The 15,018-nt window shown below is 46.4% G+C and carries 17 protein-coding genes and 2 riboswitches; all 17 genes read right to left on the reverse strand.

Annotated features, from left to right (window positions below; translation table 11 throughout):
• Positions 1 to 28: 28 nt before the first annotated feature.
• On the reverse strand, positions 29 to 1,426 hold the full coding sequence (sufB, locus tag FZD51_RS06095) for a Fe-S cluster assembly protein SufB (RefSeq protein WP_148973951.1): 1,398 nt from the start codon (positions 1,424 to 1,426) through the stop codon (positions 29 to 31).
• 53 nt (positions 1,427 to 1,479) lie between these two features.
• Positions 1,480 to 1,923, reverse strand: a complete 444-nt coding sequence (gene sufU / locus FZD51_RS06100) for a Fe-S cluster assembly sulfur transfer protein SufU (RefSeq protein ID WP_009791476.1) — start codon at positions 1,921 to 1,923, stop codon at positions 1,480 to 1,482.
• Entirely contained in the window at positions 1,913 to 3,142 is a 1,230-nt protein-coding gene (locus tag FZD51_RS06105; RefSeq protein WP_148973952.1) for a cysteine desulfurase, read from the reverse strand. Before FZD51_RS06105 ends, sufU begins: the two co-directional genes overlap by 11 nt.
• On the reverse strand, positions 3,142 to 4,452 hold the full coding sequence (sufD, locus tag FZD51_RS06110) for a Fe-S cluster assembly protein SufD (protein ID WP_148973953.1): 1,311 nt from the start codon (positions 4,450 to 4,452) through the stop codon (positions 3,142 to 3,144). Before sufD ends, FZD51_RS06105 begins: the two co-directional genes overlap by 1 nt.
• Positions 4,453 to 4,469: 17 nt before the next feature.
• Positions 4,470 to 5,255 (reverse strand): Fe-S cluster assembly ATPase SufC, encoded by a 786-nt coding sequence (sufC, locus tag FZD51_RS06115; RefSeq protein ID WP_148974251.1) that lies wholly within the window; start codon positions 5,253 to 5,255, stop codon positions 4,470 to 4,472.
• A 390-nt stretch (positions 5,256 to 5,645) separates the two neighbouring features.
• Positions 5,646 to 5,798, reverse strand: coding sequence for a YuzK family famiily protein (locus tag FZD51_RS26055; protein WP_009791480.1), 153 nt, complete (start codon positions 5,796 to 5,798; stop codon positions 5,646 to 5,648).
• 309 nt (positions 5,799 to 6,107) lie between these two features.
• A complete protein-coding gene (locus tag FZD51_RS06120; RefSeq protein WP_022544352.1) occupies positions 6,108 to 6,485 on the reverse strand; it encodes a carboxymuconolactone decarboxylase family protein in 378 nt (125 codons plus the stop codon).
• A 137-nt stretch (positions 6,486 to 6,622) separates the two neighbouring features.
• Positions 6,623 to 7,471, reverse strand: coding sequence for a MetQ/NlpA family ABC transporter substrate-binding protein (locus FZD51_RS06125; protein WP_148973954.1), 849 nt, complete (start codon positions 7,469 to 7,471; stop codon positions 6,623 to 6,625).
• Between the two features lie 15 nt (positions 7,472 to 7,486).
• Positions 7,487 to 8,155, reverse strand: coding sequence for a methionine ABC transporter permease (locus FZD51_RS06130; RefSeq protein WP_148973955.1), 669 nt, complete (start codon positions 8,153 to 8,155; stop codon positions 7,487 to 7,489).
• Positions 8,148 to 9,173 (reverse strand): methionine ABC transporter ATP-binding protein, encoded by a 1,026-nt coding sequence (locus FZD51_RS06135; RefSeq protein WP_148973956.1) that lies wholly within the window; start codon positions 9,171 to 9,173, stop codon positions 8,148 to 8,150. The genes FZD51_RS06130 and FZD51_RS06135 overlap by 8 nt, the downstream gene beginning before the upstream one ends.
• A gap of 193 nt (positions 9,174 to 9,366) precedes the next feature.
• A riboswitch (SAM riboswitch) is annotated at positions 9,367 to 9,475 on the reverse strand.
• A gap of 127 nt (positions 9,476 to 9,602) precedes the next feature.
• Positions 9,603 to 10,919, reverse strand: coding sequence for an O-acetylhomoserine aminocarboxypropyltransferase/cysteine synthase family protein (locus tag FZD51_RS06140; protein WP_148973957.1), 1,317 nt, complete (start codon positions 10,917 to 10,919; stop codon positions 9,603 to 9,605).
• A 98-nt stretch (positions 10,920 to 11,017) separates the two neighbouring features.
• Positions 11,018 to 11,115: riboswitch (SAM riboswitch) on the reverse strand.
• A 153-nt stretch (positions 11,116 to 11,268) separates the two neighbouring features.
• Positions 11,269 to 12,537 (reverse strand): MFS transporter, encoded by a 1,269-nt coding sequence (locus FZD51_RS06145; protein ID WP_148973958.1) that lies wholly within the window; start codon positions 12,535 to 12,537, stop codon positions 11,269 to 11,271.
• Positions 12,538 to 12,761: 224 nt separating this feature from the next.
• Positions 12,762 to 13,082 carry a thioredoxin family protein gene (locus FZD51_RS06150; RefSeq protein ID WP_148973959.1) on the reverse strand — a complete coding sequence of 107 codons (321 nt, stop codon included), beginning with the start codon at positions 13,080 to 13,082 and terminating at the stop codon, positions 12,762 to 12,764.
• Entirely contained in the window at positions 13,079 to 13,435 is a 357-nt protein-coding gene (locus FZD51_RS06155; RefSeq protein WP_187445642.1) for a toprim domain-containing protein, read from the reverse strand. Before FZD51_RS06155 ends, FZD51_RS06150 begins: the two co-directional genes overlap by 4 nt.
• Before the next feature lie 225 nt (positions 13,436 to 13,660).
• Entirely contained in the window at positions 13,661 to 13,900 is a 240-nt protein-coding gene (locus tag FZD51_RS06160) for a YusG family protein (RefSeq protein WP_009791492.1), read from the reverse strand.
• A 142-nt stretch (positions 13,901 to 14,042) separates the two neighbouring features.
• Positions 14,043 to 14,429 carry a glycine cleavage system protein GcvH gene (gene gcvH, locus FZD51_RS06165; RefSeq protein WP_009791493.1) on the reverse strand — a complete coding sequence of 129 codons (387 nt, stop codon included), beginning with the start codon at positions 14,427 to 14,429 and terminating at the stop codon, positions 14,043 to 14,045.
• 72 nt (positions 14,430 to 14,501) lie between these two features.
• A complete protein-coding gene (locus tag FZD51_RS06170; RefSeq protein ID WP_148974252.1) occupies positions 14,502 to 14,858 on the reverse strand; it encodes an arsenate reductase family protein in 357 nt (118 codons plus the stop codon).
• Positions 14,859 to 15,018 lie beyond the last annotated feature (160 nt).

Here is a 15,018-nt window from a genome sequence, read left to right on the forward strand (position 1 = left end):
CCCTTGGTATACCAAGGGTTTTTAAATGTTATCCTATTGAACCTTCCATCTCGAACTTGATCAGGCGGTTCATTTCAACTGCATATTCCATTGGAAGCTCTTTTGTAAATGGCTCGATGAAGCCCATTACAATCATTTCTGTCGCTTCTTCTTCGGAGATGCCACGGCTCATCAGATAGAACAGCTGCTCTTCCGAAACCTTTGATACCTTCGCTTCGTGTTCAAGCGAAATGTTATCATTCAGGATTTCATTGTATGGGATTGTATCAGAAGTAGACTGATTATCCATGATCAATGTATCGCACTCAATATTTGCACGAGCGCCTTCCGCTTTGCGGCCGAAGTGCACGATTCCGCGGTATGTTACTTTACCGCCCTGCTTGGAGATTGATTTTGATACGATTGTAGAAGAAGTATTTGGAGCAAGATGGATCATTTTTGCCCCTGCGTCCTGGTGCTGGCCTTTCCCTGCAAGTGCGATGGAAAGGGTCATGCCGCGGGCGCCTTCTCCTTTGAGGATAACAGCCGGATATTTCATTGTCAGCTTGGAGCCGATATTTCCGTCAATCCATTCCATTGTAGCATTGGCTTCACATACAGCCCTTTTTGTTACAAGGTTGTATACATTGTTAGCCCAGTTCTGGATTGTGGTATAGCGGCAGTAGGCATCCTTTTTGATGATGATTTCTACAACTGCACTGTGAAGGGAGTTCGTTGTATAGACTGGAGCTGTACATCCTTCAACATAGTGTACATGGGCGCCTTCATCCACGATGATGAGCGTGCGCTCAAACTGCCCCATATTCTCTGAATTGATGCGGAAATAAGCCTGAAGCGGAGTATCCACCTTTATGCCTTTTGGCACGTAGATGAAAGAACCGCCTGACCATACAGCAGAGTTCAGAGCCGCAAACTTATTATCGGTCGGAGGGATTACCTTCGCCCAGTGTTCACGGAAAAGATCTTCGTTTTCCCTTAAAGCAGAATCTGTATCCTTGAATACGATTCCTTTTGCTTCAAGATCTTCCTGCATATTATGGTAAACAACCTCTGACTCGTACTGCGCAGAAACACCTGCAAGGTACTTCTGCTCCGCTTCCGGGATGCCAAGCTTGTCAAACGTCTGCTTGATTTCTTCCGGCACTTCGTCCCATGAGCGTTCTGTCTTTTCAGAAGGCTTTACATAATAAGTGATCTCATCAAAGTTTAATGACGCTAAATCTCCGCCCCATTGAGGCATTGGCATGTTGTAGAAATGTTCAAGAGATTTTAAACGGAAGTCAAGCATCCACTGAGGCTCTTCTTTCAGCTTTGAAATTTCCTCTACGATTTCCTTCGTCAAACCACGTTTTGAGCGGAAAATGGAAACGTCTTTATCGGCAAATCCGTATTTATAATCACCGATTTCAGGCATCTTTTTTGCCATCGTCGTTTTCCTCCATTCAGGGCAGACAGGGCCTTGGAGCCCTGTATTGCCGTTTATTGTTGTTCTTCTTCCTTCAGGCCCTTTTCCATGGCCTTCCATGAAAGAGTCGCACATTTGATGCGTGCCGGAAACTTTGAAACGCCCTGCAGTGCTTCAATATCACCCAAATCCAAATCTTCATCATACTCTTTGCCCTGCATCATATCTGAGAAGATCTTCGACAGCTTCAAGGCATCTTCCACTTTCTGGCCCTTGATTGCCTGGGTCATCATCGATGCCGAAGACATGGAGATGGAGCAGCCTTCACCGTCAAATCTGGCGTCCGCCACCTTTCCATCCTCGACCTTAAGCGTCAGCTGGATCCTGTCTCCGCAGGTTGGATTGTTCATATTGATCGTCAAGCTGTTATCTTCTTCAAGAACCCCTTTATTGCGGGGGTTTTTATAATGATCCATGATGACTTGCCTGTACAGGGTATCTAAATTATTAAAAGACATCGCTGAAATACTCCTTTGTTTTAACAAGTCCTTCAACAAGCTTATCAATATCTTCTTCCGTGTTGTACAGGTAAAAACTGGCCCGTGCCGTTGCGGAAGCCTTCAGCCATTTCATCAGCGGCTGTGCACAGTGATGGCCTGCCCTTACCGCAATTCCTTCAGCATCAAGGACAGTCGCCACATCATGCGGATGGACATCATCAAGATTGAAGGTTACAAGTCCGGCTCTCTCGCCGGCATTCTTCGGTCCATAGATGGTCATGCCTTCTACTGAAGACATTTTTTCCATTGCGTATGCGGCAAGCTTATGCTCATGGGCTTCAATGTTTTCAAGGCCGACTTCCTGAAGGAAATCGATTGCTGCACCAAGGCCGATGGCTCCTGCAATAATCGGGGTTCCGGCCTCGAACTTCCAGGGAAGCTCTTTCCAGGTAGAGTCATAGAGATCAACGAAGTCGATCATCTCTCCGCCGAAGAGGACAGGCTCCATGTTTTCAAGAAGCTGCTTTTTGCCGTACAAGACACCGATCCCGGTCGGGCCGCACATCTTATGTCCTGAAAAAGCAAGGAAGTCGCAGTCTAGATCCTGGACATCCACCTTCATATGAGGTGCAGCCTGTGCACCGTCCACTACCATGATTGCGCCATTCTCATGGGCAATCCTTGCGATGTCCTTGATCGGGTTCATAACGCCAAGGACGTTGGACACCATCATGATGCTGACAATTTTTGTATTGCTTGTAACCGTCTTGCGGACATCCTCCAGTGAAATGGTGCCGTCCTCCTGAAGAGGGACATATTTCAGCACCGCTCCGGCCCTTTTGGCTGCCTGCTGCCACGGAATGATATTACTGTGGTGCTCCATATAGGAGATGACAATTTCATCCCCTTCGGAAAGATTGTCTCCTCCATAGCTTGAAGCAACCATATTCAGTGCGCTTGTTGTCCCGCTCGTGAAGATGACTTCTTCAATCGAACGGGCATTAATGAATTTCCTGGCCTTTTCCCTTGCACCTTCATACGCATCCGTCGCTTTTGTACCGAGGGTATGCACCCCGCGGTGGACATTGGAGTTATACCCGCGGTAATACTCGTTCAATGCCTCGATGACCTGTACGGGCTTCTGGGAAGTTGCGGCGCTGTCAAGGTAAACCAAAGGCCTTCCGTTGACTTCCTGGTTCAGAATAGGGAAATGTTCACGGATATTCTTGAAATCCATTACTTAACTTTCCTTTCGATCACATCAACAAGCTGCTTTTTGACTCCTTCGATCGGAAGCTCTTTCACGACCGGAGCAAGGAAGCCGTGGATGACAAGGCGCTCTGCCTCTGTCTGAGGGATCCCCCGGCTCATCAGGTAGTACAGCTGGGTCGGATCCACACGGCCGACAGATGCTGCGTGGCCTGCCGTTACATCATCCTCATCAATGAGAAGGATCGGGTTTGCGTCTCCGCGCGCCTTTTCGCTCAGCATCAGAACGCGGGACTCCTGCTCTGCATTCGACTTCGTTGCACCGTGTTCGATCTTGCCGATGCCATTGAAGATAGAAGAGGCACTTTCTTTCATAACGCCATGCTTCAGGATATAGCCTTCTGTATTTTTACCGAAATGGACAACACTTGTCGTGAAGTTCTGCTTCTGCTCACATCGTCCGACGACCACAGTCTTTGTATCGCCGACAGAACCGTCGCCAATCAGGTTCGTTACGTTTTCGGAAATCGTGTTTCCATCATTCATGAGCCCAAGAGCCCATTCAATGCGGGAATCCCGTTCCGCCCTGCCGCGGCGGTTAACATACGTAGTGATTCCTTTTGCAAGGTTATCAACAGTTCCGTACTGCACCCTGCTATTAGTGCCTGCAAGCACTTCAGTGACAATATTGAAAACACCTTCTGCTGAATCGATCGTTGAAAGGTATGTTTCAACATAAGTAACACTGCTGTTATCTTCAGTTACGATCAGTACATGGTTGAAGACATTGGCTTCTTTGTCATCATGCAGATAGATCGCCTGGATCGGCTCAGACACCTCAACATTGCGCGGCACATATAAGAATGCCCCGCCGTTCAGAAGTGCTGCATGAAGTGCTGTCAGGCGGTGTTCATCCACCTTAACGCCATCCTTCATGAAATACTTCTGCAGAAGGTCGCCGTATTCGCGGGCAGCTGTGAAGATATCCGCAAAAATGACTCCCTGTTCCTGCAGTTCTTTCGAAAGAGAAAGATGTGCCGGACGGTTATTGCGCTGGATATAAAGGTTCTTGCTTTCTTTATCCAAGTCAATCAAAGATTTGGCTTCTTCCGGAAGGTTGTCAAGTGAGCCAAAATCTTCGCTTTCCACTATATGCTTTTCAAACTGTGTAAAGTTCCATTTATCGATCTTTGTTTTATCAGGCCGCGGCATTGGCAGCGTCTCAGCGTCAGCAAGAGCTTTCACACGCAGTTCTGTCAGCCACGCCGGTTCACCCATTTCTTTTGAAAAAGAGCTGATATACTCTTTGTCAAACGGCAATTTCGTTTCAATAGTCATCGTGATCCCCCTAACGCTTACGCTTCTTGCCCTACAGTTTCGTCTTCAATGCCAAGTTCTTTCTTGATCCAGTCATAACCTTCAGCCTCAAGGCGCTGTGCCAGCTCAGGCCCGCCTGATTTAACGATGCGGCCCTGCATCATGACATGCACATGGTCAGGAGTGATGTAGTTAAGAAGGCGCTGATAGTGAGTGATGATCAGGCAGCCGAAATCTTCTCCGCGCATATCATTGATCCCTTTGGAAACAACCTTCAGGGCATCGATATCCAATCCGGAGTCGATCTCATCAAGGATGGCGATTTTAGGTTCAATCATCATCAGCTGCAGAATTTCGTTGCGCTTTTTCTCGCCTCCGGAGAAGCCTTCGTTCAGATAGCGCTGTGCCATATCCTGGTCCATTTCAAGGAAGTCCATCTTGCTGTCCATCTTGCGGATGAATTTCATCAATGAAATTTCATTGCCTTCTTCCATGCGGCTGTTGATTGCAGAACGCAGGAAGTCCGCATTTGTAACTCCGCTGATTTCACTTGGATACTGCATGGCGAGGAACAGGCCTGCACGCGCACGCTCATCCACTTCCATCTCAAGTACATCTTCGTTATCCAATTCAATGCTTCCTGAGGTTACCTCATACTTGGGATGTCCCATGATTGCAGAAGAAAGGGTTGATTTACCGGTTCCGTTAGGACCCATAATCGCATGGATTTCTCCGCCTTTCACTTCAAGGTTGACCCCTTTAAGAATTTCTTTATCCTCAATAGAAACATGAAGATCATTAATTTTAAGTGTAGATCCAGCCATCATTATACCTCCGTCAATAAAAAAGATTTGTATATACCGGCAAAAGCCGCAAATCTCTATTCTCATTTTATTCTCATTACAATCTTATAACAAATAGAAAGTGTTAGCAACTCTTTAACAACACGCAGATAGTATTAATTATCTGGTAAGAACTTTTATAGGCTAAACCCTTTCCGCTTCCCTGGATCGAAAACTGGAAATCCAGGCATGTCCAAACTATTTTTCCCTGCAGAGAGGCTTTCAATGTACATGAATTCTGGTGCAGTCCCTACAGTTTAACATAAGTATAGTCCGGGCTCCTACTGTTCCTGTTCCGCTTTATCCTAAAAGAAAAACCAGTGCGGCATCACACTGGTTTCAACTGTTTTTCTTCCTTATTATATATAATTCTTAAGAATGTACTTTTCTTTCCAGATCCGCTACCATACGCTGGCTTTTCAGATAGTCCTGCTCGCGCCGTTTTTCTACGCTCATCCGTACATCATGTTTCCGGCTGTATACCTCATAGCCGACACCGTGGGCACTGTGCATCGCTTTTTCCATTTCACTTGTGTAATTCAAGTCCAGCTGACTGATAGTAAATCAATCCTTTCGATTTTGTCGCTTTCGCGATTTATTTTACTCATGGAATATCGTAACACTCCTCCTATACCACGCTCAAACAGGAAAAAACCTCATTTTGTATAATTCATTAAGGTATCCCCTCTTGAAGGGACCTCATCTCCGCCATCCTTACAATTCCGGCTGAATTCTTCCAAATAAAGGTTGTTTCTCCCCAAAGAGTCCATAACTCATGGCAAAAAGGAAACAGCCCTGCTTCAGACAGGGCTGCTTTATCATATAGACCGGCTTTTACTGCTTCATCTGCCCCTGATTCAATTCATCCATTGCTTCCTGCACAAGAGTGACTGCCTGGCTCATCGCTGCGCCGCCGCCAAAAGCCGCTGTGACGCCGACTGCTTCAAGCACTTCTTCCTCACTCGCCCCCTGGTCAAGGCAGCCTTTCACATGATAAATAATGCAGTATTCATCCTGTGAATACAGGCTGATTCCAAGGGCAATCAGCTGCTTTTGCTTTTGGGAGAGGCTGCCTTCTTTAAAGCATGCCTCTGTGAATGCATTATAATGCTGGGCAAGATCCGGCATTTTTTGTGTAAATGTGCCAAGGCCCATTTTATAGTCATGAAGAGCTGCTTCGATTGAATTTGACGGTTCGTATGAATGCTCCATTCGTGTCCACTCCATTCCTGAAATCTTTAACATCATTAGTATGTTTTATTTTCAGAAATGCTATGCGAGCTCGACATGGCTGTTTTTTGGCATAAAAAAAGGCAGCCTGCATCTTAAGCGGCTGCCTTTCACGGGTATTATTCAGATACAGGAACAACTGCACCTTCATATTTTTCAAGGATGAAGTCCTGGATTTCTTTAGAGTGGAGCACTTCGACAAGCGCCTTGACCGCTTCTTTATCTTCGTCGCCGCTATTCACAGCGATTACGTTCACATACGGAGATTCCTTGTCTTCGATTGCAATGGAATCTTCAATCGGATTCAATCCTGCATCAATAGCATAGTTAGAGTTGATCAGAACTGCATCGCCTTCATCGTTGTTGTAGATCTGCGGAAGGAGTGAAGCTTCATATTCTGTATCAAACTCAAGGTTTTTCTCGTTCGTTTCAATATCGTCAATTGTTGCCTTGATTTTATCTACGCCTTCTTTAAGCGTGATAAGGCCTTCTTTTTCAAGCATAGTCAGGATACGGCCGTGATCAGCAACTGAATTGCTCATCAGGACTTTCGCACCGTCTGGAAGTTCATCTAGGCTCTTGTATTTCTTTGAATACACACCGATCGGCTCAATGTGGATTCCGCCTGCATTGACGAAATCATAGTCATTTTCTTCAATTTGCGCTTCAAGATACGGGATATGCTGGAAATAGTTTGCATCAAGCTCGCCGGAATTCAAAGCCTGGTTAGGCAGGATATAATCCTGGAATGTTACGACTTCAAGTTCAACGCCCTTTTCTTCCAAAAGCGGCTTAGCTTCTTCAAGAATTTCAGCGTGAGGGACATTGGAAGCTCCCACAATCAGTTTGGATGTTTCTTCTTTCCCGCTGTCCGCATTTCCGCCGTCAGCATTATCTTCAGATGTTCCGCATGCTGAAATGACGAGCGCTACGGCAAGTGCCAATATAAGTGATAACCATTTTTTCATTAGTTAAGTCTCCTTTTATCGTTTGTCTAGTTTAGATGTTATGATGTCTCCAATGACTTGGATGATAAACACAATCAGCAGGATGACGATGGTCGCCATCAAGGTTACATCAAAGCGGTTACGCTGGAAGCCTTCCAGATAAGCAAGGTTTCCAAGCCCACCAGCACCGATGACTCCGGCCATTGCAGTAAAGCCCACAAGTGAGATGGCTGTAACGGTAATGCCCGATACAAGAGCCGGCATGGATTCAGGGAGGAGCACCTTAAAGATGATTGTGCTCGTTCTTGCACCCATTGACTTGGCTGCTTCAATGACGCCTTTATCAATTTCCCGCAAAGCAATTTCAACCATACGGGCGTAAAATGGTGCCGCACCGATGATCAGTGCAGGCAATGCCGCATTTTCTCCAATCATGCTGCCCACAAGAAATTTTGTGAACGGGATCAGCAGGACGATCAGGATGATGAACGGGATGGATCTGAATACATTAACAAAAGCCGCTATAATTTTATTGATGAGTGCATTTTGCCAGATGTTCCCCCTAGAAGTAAGGAAAAGCAGCAGGCCGAGCACGATTCCCAGAATAAATGTGACTACAACGGAGATAGCTGTCATATAAAGCGTTTCATTTGTCGCTTCCCACATCTTATCCCAGTTTACATTTGGAAAAAATTCATTAAGCATTCGAAATCACCTCCACGCCAACTTGCTGTGCATGAATATATTCGATCGCTTTAGCAATTTCGCCAGCCTGCCCATCAAGATGGATAAACAGTGTTCCATATGAGCCGTTTTGAGTCTGCGATATTTTTCCTTGAAGGATATTCACTGTCAACTCAAAGGAACGGATCAGATTCGTGATGAGCGGCTGCTCAGCCGATTCCCCGACAAAGGACAGTTGCACAACCTTGCCGTGCGGATACAATCCGAGCAGGGCTTCTGCAGTCTCTTTTGTTTCTTCCGGTTCTGTGACCTGCTGGACGAATCTCTTTGTGATCTGCTCGCGCGGGTTTTTAAACACTTCAAGGACAGGGCCGATTTCCACGGCCTTACCGCCTTCCATGACAGCTACCCGATGACAGATCTTCCTGATCACATGCATTTCATGGGTAATAAGTACAATGGTCAGTCCCAGGCGGCTGTTGATGTCCACCAGCAGATCCAGAATGGAATCCGTCGTCTGCGGGTCAAGCGCCGAGGTTGCCTCATCGCACAGAAGCACCTTCGGGTTATTAGCAAGCGCCCTGGCAATCCCGACGCGCTGCTTCTGCCCGCCGCTCAGCTGGGAAGGGTAAGCATCCTCACGGCCGTCAAGGCCGACAAGGTTGATGAGCTCATTTACTCTTTTTTCTCTTTCCTGGCGCGCAACCCCCGCAATTTCCAGCGGGAATGCAATATTGTCTCTTACGGTCCTTGACCAGAGAAGGTTAAAGTGCTGGAAAATCATGCTGATTTCCTGGCGTGCTTTTCGGAGCTCCGCACCCCTGATTTTTGAAATCTCCCTGCCGGCTACCGTGACCGTACCTTCTGAAGGAAGCTCCAGTCCGTTCAGCATCCGGATCAGGGTGCTTTTTCCTGCACCGCTGTAGCCGATCACTCCGAAGATTTCTCCTTCCTTGATTTCAAGGTTGACATCATCAACTGCTTTGACCGGTCCTTTTTTTGACGAATATATCTTTTTAACATCTTTTATTGAAATCAATTGCCGTATTCACCTCTTTTATATCCAATTAGACAAATGGCTTTACAGAGATATATCATCCTGCCAATCCCCATAAGAGTAGTTTCCTGAAACCAGCTCAAGATTATTCCATGGCATCAAGACAGGAGACAATTCTGTAAAAATAAAAATGCCTTTCTGCATGTGAGCAGAAAGGCATGATGGAAAAACCTTTCTCTCATCTGCCAAAGCTTTAAAGCTTTGTGTGAATTGGCACCATTTCAATAAACATTGACGGTTGCCGGGCTTCATCGGGCACATCCCTCCACCTCTCTTGATAAGAGCTATCATATATGAAGTTCATTTTCATTCATTAGCCATTTTTAAATTACGAGTGCTATCGTATCACGGATGAAAAAGGGTGTCAACAGCAAAGTTTGATACTAAAAATTACCGGCTGATTCCTGAAGTTCATGCTTTCCCTGCCAGTGAATAGCTTCCCGTTGCAGCTTCGATTGCCTGCTCCAGGTCCTCGATCAGATCTTCGGCATTTTCTATGCCGACAGAAATGCGGATCAAATCCTCCGGCACCCCCGCTGACTTCAGGCCTTCTGAATCAAGCTGCTGGTGAGTGGTGCTGGCAGGATGGATGATCAGGCTTTTGGCATCGCCGACATTGGCTACATGCGCCCACAGTTCCAGGCTGTCGATCAGTTTGGCACCGGCCTCCCTGCCTCCCTCAATCCCGAAGACAGCCACAGCTCCGGCGCCTTTAGGCAAATACTTATCAGCAAGTGCCTTATCAGGATGGTCTTCATCTCCCGGATAAAGAACCCAAGTCACAGCAGGGTGATTTTTTAGATACTCTGTCACTCTTTTTACATTGCTGATATGCTCCTTCATTCTCACATGGAGTGTTTCAAGGCCAAGGGTGAACTGGAATGCGTTCTGCGGGCTGAGTGCCGGCCCCAGGTCCCTCAGCAGCTGCACTCTAGCTTTGACGATAAAAGCTGCCGCGCCGATTGCTTCACTGTATACCAGGTTATTGTAGCTTGGGTCCGGCTTGGTGAAGCCCGGGAATTTCACTGAATTCCAGTCAAAACGGCCTGCGTCTACAATGACTCCTCCCATTGTCGTGCCATTTCCCAGCAGCCATTTTGTTGCCGAATGGATCACAATGTCTGCACCAAAATCAATCGGCCTGCAAAGGTATGGAGTGGCAAAGGTATTGTCAACAATCAGCGGGATGCCGGAATCATGGGCAATTTCCGCCACTTTTTCAATATCAAGGACCTTCAAGCTCGGATTGCCGATTGTTTCCGCAAACACAGCCTTTGTTTTTTCGGTGATCGCCTCCCTGAAATTCTCAGGATCCTCGGGATTGACCAATTTTACACTGATCCCGTATTTAGGCAGTGTAACGGCAAATAAATTATATGTCCCGCCATAAAGGTTTGAAGCGGCTACGATTTCATCTCCGGCCTGGGCTATGTTCAGAATGGCAAGAGTGATGGCAGCCTGGCCGCTTGCTACAGCAAGCGCCCCTACGCCGCCTTCAAGCAGTGAGACCCTTTCCTCAAATACAGTAACTGTCGGATTATGGATTCTTGTATAGATATAGCCCGGCTCCTTTAAGCCGAACAGATTGGCGGCGTGCTCTGTATTCTGGAACTGATAAGCATTATTCTGATAGATCGGCACCGCCCTTGCCCCTGTTGCAGGGTCAGGCTGCAGCCCTCCATGTACACCAAGTGTTTCAAATCGATAGTTCTTTTGCTTCTCTGCCATAGTTATCTCTCCTTCGGGTTTTTTCGGATATGTTCATTATGCCGGATCACTGCTGGCAACAATAAAAGCCCCTCTGCAGAAGAGGGGCTTTTTCGCTCAACTTATCTGCCAGAGTCATGCTCTGCTGGAATTAGCACCGGTTCATGCCGGTTGCCGGGTTTCATCGGGCCAGTCCCTCCACCTCTCTTGATAAGAAATATGAAATTTTATCGTGCTTGTAGTTAAAATGATAGTATCATAACCAGCAAAAAAGAGTCAACTGATTTTTTAGAAAGTTCAGATATAATATTGTGGCGGATGTTCGACAAACAGAAAGCCTTATGACAATTTCCCGAGAAATATCTGCTGATTAAACAATCTTTGCTGCATTTGTTCTTCCTGCAGGCTCTGAAAGCCTTCTGAATACGACAAAAAAGTATGTAGACCCTATTAAATACAATACCGCAGTAATCGTGAAGATAATAGAATATCCCCAATAATCTCCGTATTTGATGACAAGGCCTGTAGAGACAGGTCCCATCACTGCCCAGCCCAGATTGAATACCATCTGATTCACCGAGCTGGCCAGCCCTCTTTTTGAATCATCCACCTTAGACATCATCAAGGACATCTGGATCGGATTTCCCGCATTCATTAAAGCCTGCCTGAAAAGAAAGCCAATGGCGGCCAGCCATAAATTCTCTGTGTAAGCGGTCAGGAGAAGGAATGGCAGGGAAGAAAGCTGCAGGAAAACGACCGCCTTCACCTCCCCAATCCTCCTTACCACCTGCGGGCCAATGATCATGGCCGCTGCCGTGGCTGCCTGCCCGAGTGAAATGATAAGTCCGATTGCGGAATTTGACGCATGGAAACGGTCTGCAAAATATAGATTCAGATAAGGTATGACAAGCCCTGCCCCAAATCCGATAAACAGCTGTGCGACAGCGAACAGGATGATGATCTTGAAACCATCATCCTTCAGAGAAAACCGTGTGCTTCCTTTAGCTCCGCCGATTTGCGGGATTTTATCGCTCCGGTTTTCCTGAAAGCGGAGTATCGGAAATATTCCCGCCAAATAGATGGCTCCTCCCAGCAGCAAAGTAAACCGTATGCTCGCCAGCTCCGAGAAATAAAAAGCAAACAAGTCAGTCAGCAGTCCGCCGCTTAAGTTGCCTATGACATTGGCTCCTGTCATAACAGCGAAATGGATGCTGAACAAGTGAACTCTCTGCTCAGGCTTAGAATTCTCTGTCAGCCAGGGAATGGAGGATACCTGGATGAAGGCCGTCCCCAGCCCTGTGCCAAAGGCAAACAGGATAAGCAGGCTCTGCATGTCAACCATGCTCCTGGCAAGCAGAATCACACCGGTTGCAGCAGCCCCGAACTGCATAGCCTTTTTCCGGCCGACCCTGTCGCTCATGATGCCTGCGGGGATCAGCACAAGGGCTGTCGCCAATGCAGTCATCGCTATGATCTGGCCATTCACCTGCTCTGAATAGCCAAGCTCCCGTATATAAAAATTATAAATGACCATAAAAATGCCCATTCCGATCTGCGTGAAAATATTGGCTGCAAAAGCCCGGCGTATATTACTGTTATATCCGCGGATCTGTTCAGCCCATTCCTGATAAAAAGCCATTTTATATGCTCCTCGCATTTATTTCGTTTCCCTAAATAATCATAATATCGTTTAGAGAAAAAATCCATCCTTTTCCTTTGAATCTTCTGTTTTTTCTGCGAAATATTCCGTGATTATTTTATCCATTGCATAATAATCCCTGGACATTGGCCGCGGACAGATGCGCAAACAGTAAAAAGCCTGTACCAGCAGGGTGTCCTACCCTCCAGTACAGGCTTTATATTTCACAGCAGATATTCTTTTGTTTTTTCCAGCAGGTATGGAACAGAGTGGAATGCGTATATTTTTTCTGCCAGCTGTCCCTCCCGGAAAAATAGCAGGCAGGGAACACTTTCTACTGACCACTTGCCGGCCAGGTCAGGAAAATAGTTCAAGTTTGCCTTTCTGCATTCAATCCCCGGCAGTACCTCAAGGGTCACTTCCAGCATCCGTCCAGCCATCTGGCATGTTCCGCACATCGGCGTGTAAAGATAGAGCATCCATGTCTCCCTGTCTTTTTCAAACCGTTCCAAATCCCCAAATATCAGTTCTTGCAACCCTATCATCCTCTATCTAAAAACTCAGTATATACGTCTATGTTGGCGCCAAGCAGAACCGTTGCCAGATGCTTCTCCGGTGCAGTTGCCACTTCCCGGTACATTTTATCAATATAAAGATGTGCTGCTTCCGGGAATTCCCGTTTGAACTGCTTTCTCAGCTTTTCGCCGGATTCATCTGCATCCACCAGAATATAGACATCGCGATCAAATAATTCGTCGATCAATTCATCCAGGCGGGTTATGCTGATTGTCCCGTTCGTACAAATGATTTCAACAGGCTCTTTAATAATGTTCTTCACCTTGCGCTTATCAGAAGTGCCTTCGACAATAATTACCTTTTCTATGTTTTCTGCATGCATATTCATCACCTGACGGGAGTTGATATTTTTACTTTACCTTATTCTATGTTCGGCAAAATGGTGTTGAACTCCTGCCTTGCTTTCGGAAAACGGGCAGGCCCTCACTAGCTGAAAAAACGCCATCCCCGCATTCCGCCTAAGCAGAATCCGCCCATAAAAGAACCTGCAGATCCTTATTCACCCTATTTTCCGCAAAAAAAACAGCGGCAATGCCCGCTGCTTTCTTTAGCACCAGCCGCCTTCATCGCAGTCCGTATAACGGGCTTCCGGCTGCTCTGTTGAAGTAATATGCTGGTAGATTTTCTGTTCATTCTGCTCAAAGTGATGATCAAGGGTAAAGGAGGCACCTTCAGGCATCGGCGCTTCCCCGATCATCTCATTCCCAAGATAAAGCTCCAGCTTACCGTCCTTCAGCCTTCCTGTGACCCGATCGGTAATATCGATCTTTTGCTGTTTCAGTGTCATTAGAATCCCACCCTTTTTACTTTCTTAACAATAGAATGCCCTTCTAATGGAAAGAAACTATGGGAAATTAATTACATTGGGTGAAGGTCGGGAGATACCGGAAAAAGAAAGCATAAAAAGCGCCTGAGCAGGCGCTTATCTTTTAATCTTCGTTGGTCATCTCTTCATATTGTTCAGCAGTCATCAGCTTGTCCACTTCGCTGCTGTCTGCAGGCTCAACAACGACCATCCAGGCCTTTTCATAAGGAGATTCATTTACAAATTCAGGGCTGTCATTCAGCTCTTCGTTGATTTCAACTACCTTGCCGCTGATTGGAGCATATAATTCAGATACAGTCTTTACAGACTCAACGCTTCCAAAAGGCTCATTTACCGTGATGCTGTCCCCGACTTCAGGAAGCTCAACGAAAACGATGTCCCCGAGTTCTGATTGAGCAAAATCGGTAATGCCGACCCGTACTTTTTCTCCTTCAACTTTTACCCATTCATGTTCTTCTGAGTAACGCAATTCCTTAGGTATGCTGCTCACAATAATCCCTCCAAGATTCTAGTTCTTTACCGGGCTTAAGCCTTCGCTATAAAGGAAATAGCAGATGATGCCTTAAAGCCATGTTTTAGCAAAATCCTCTTCTTTGAAACCGACTGTCGCTTTTTGGCCGTCGAATGCCAAAGGCCGCTTTATCAGCATTCCGTCAGATGCAAGCAAGTCCAGCAGCTCTGTGTCGGACATGGTGTTCACCTTGTCCTTCAAGCCAAGCTCCCTGTACTTCTGGCCGCTCGTATTAAAGAATTTTTTAATATCGAGGCCGCTTTTTCTATAAGCATCTTCAAGCTCAGTGCGTGAAGGAGGATTTTCGACAATATGTACTTCATGGTAAGGAACGCCGTTTTCTTCAAGCCATTTTTTGGCCTTGCGGCATGTCCCGCATTTCGGATACCAGTAAAAATTCAGCAGCAAATTCTGCACCACCCAATCGTTTCTATCCAAACTCACAGGCTGATCACCCATTTAATTGCATACTATCATATTTTCGGCAAAATTCATAACCTTGAGTTTTAAAAATTTCGTCAGATTGACGTGTCCAAAAACAGCAATTGCCCCTCCGGATAGAGGAGCA

The organism is Bacillus infantis, from assembly GCF_008180445.1.
Taxonomy (GTDB): Bacteria; Bacillota; Bacilli; order Bacillales; family Cytobacillaceae; genus Bacillus_AB; species Bacillus_AB infantis_B.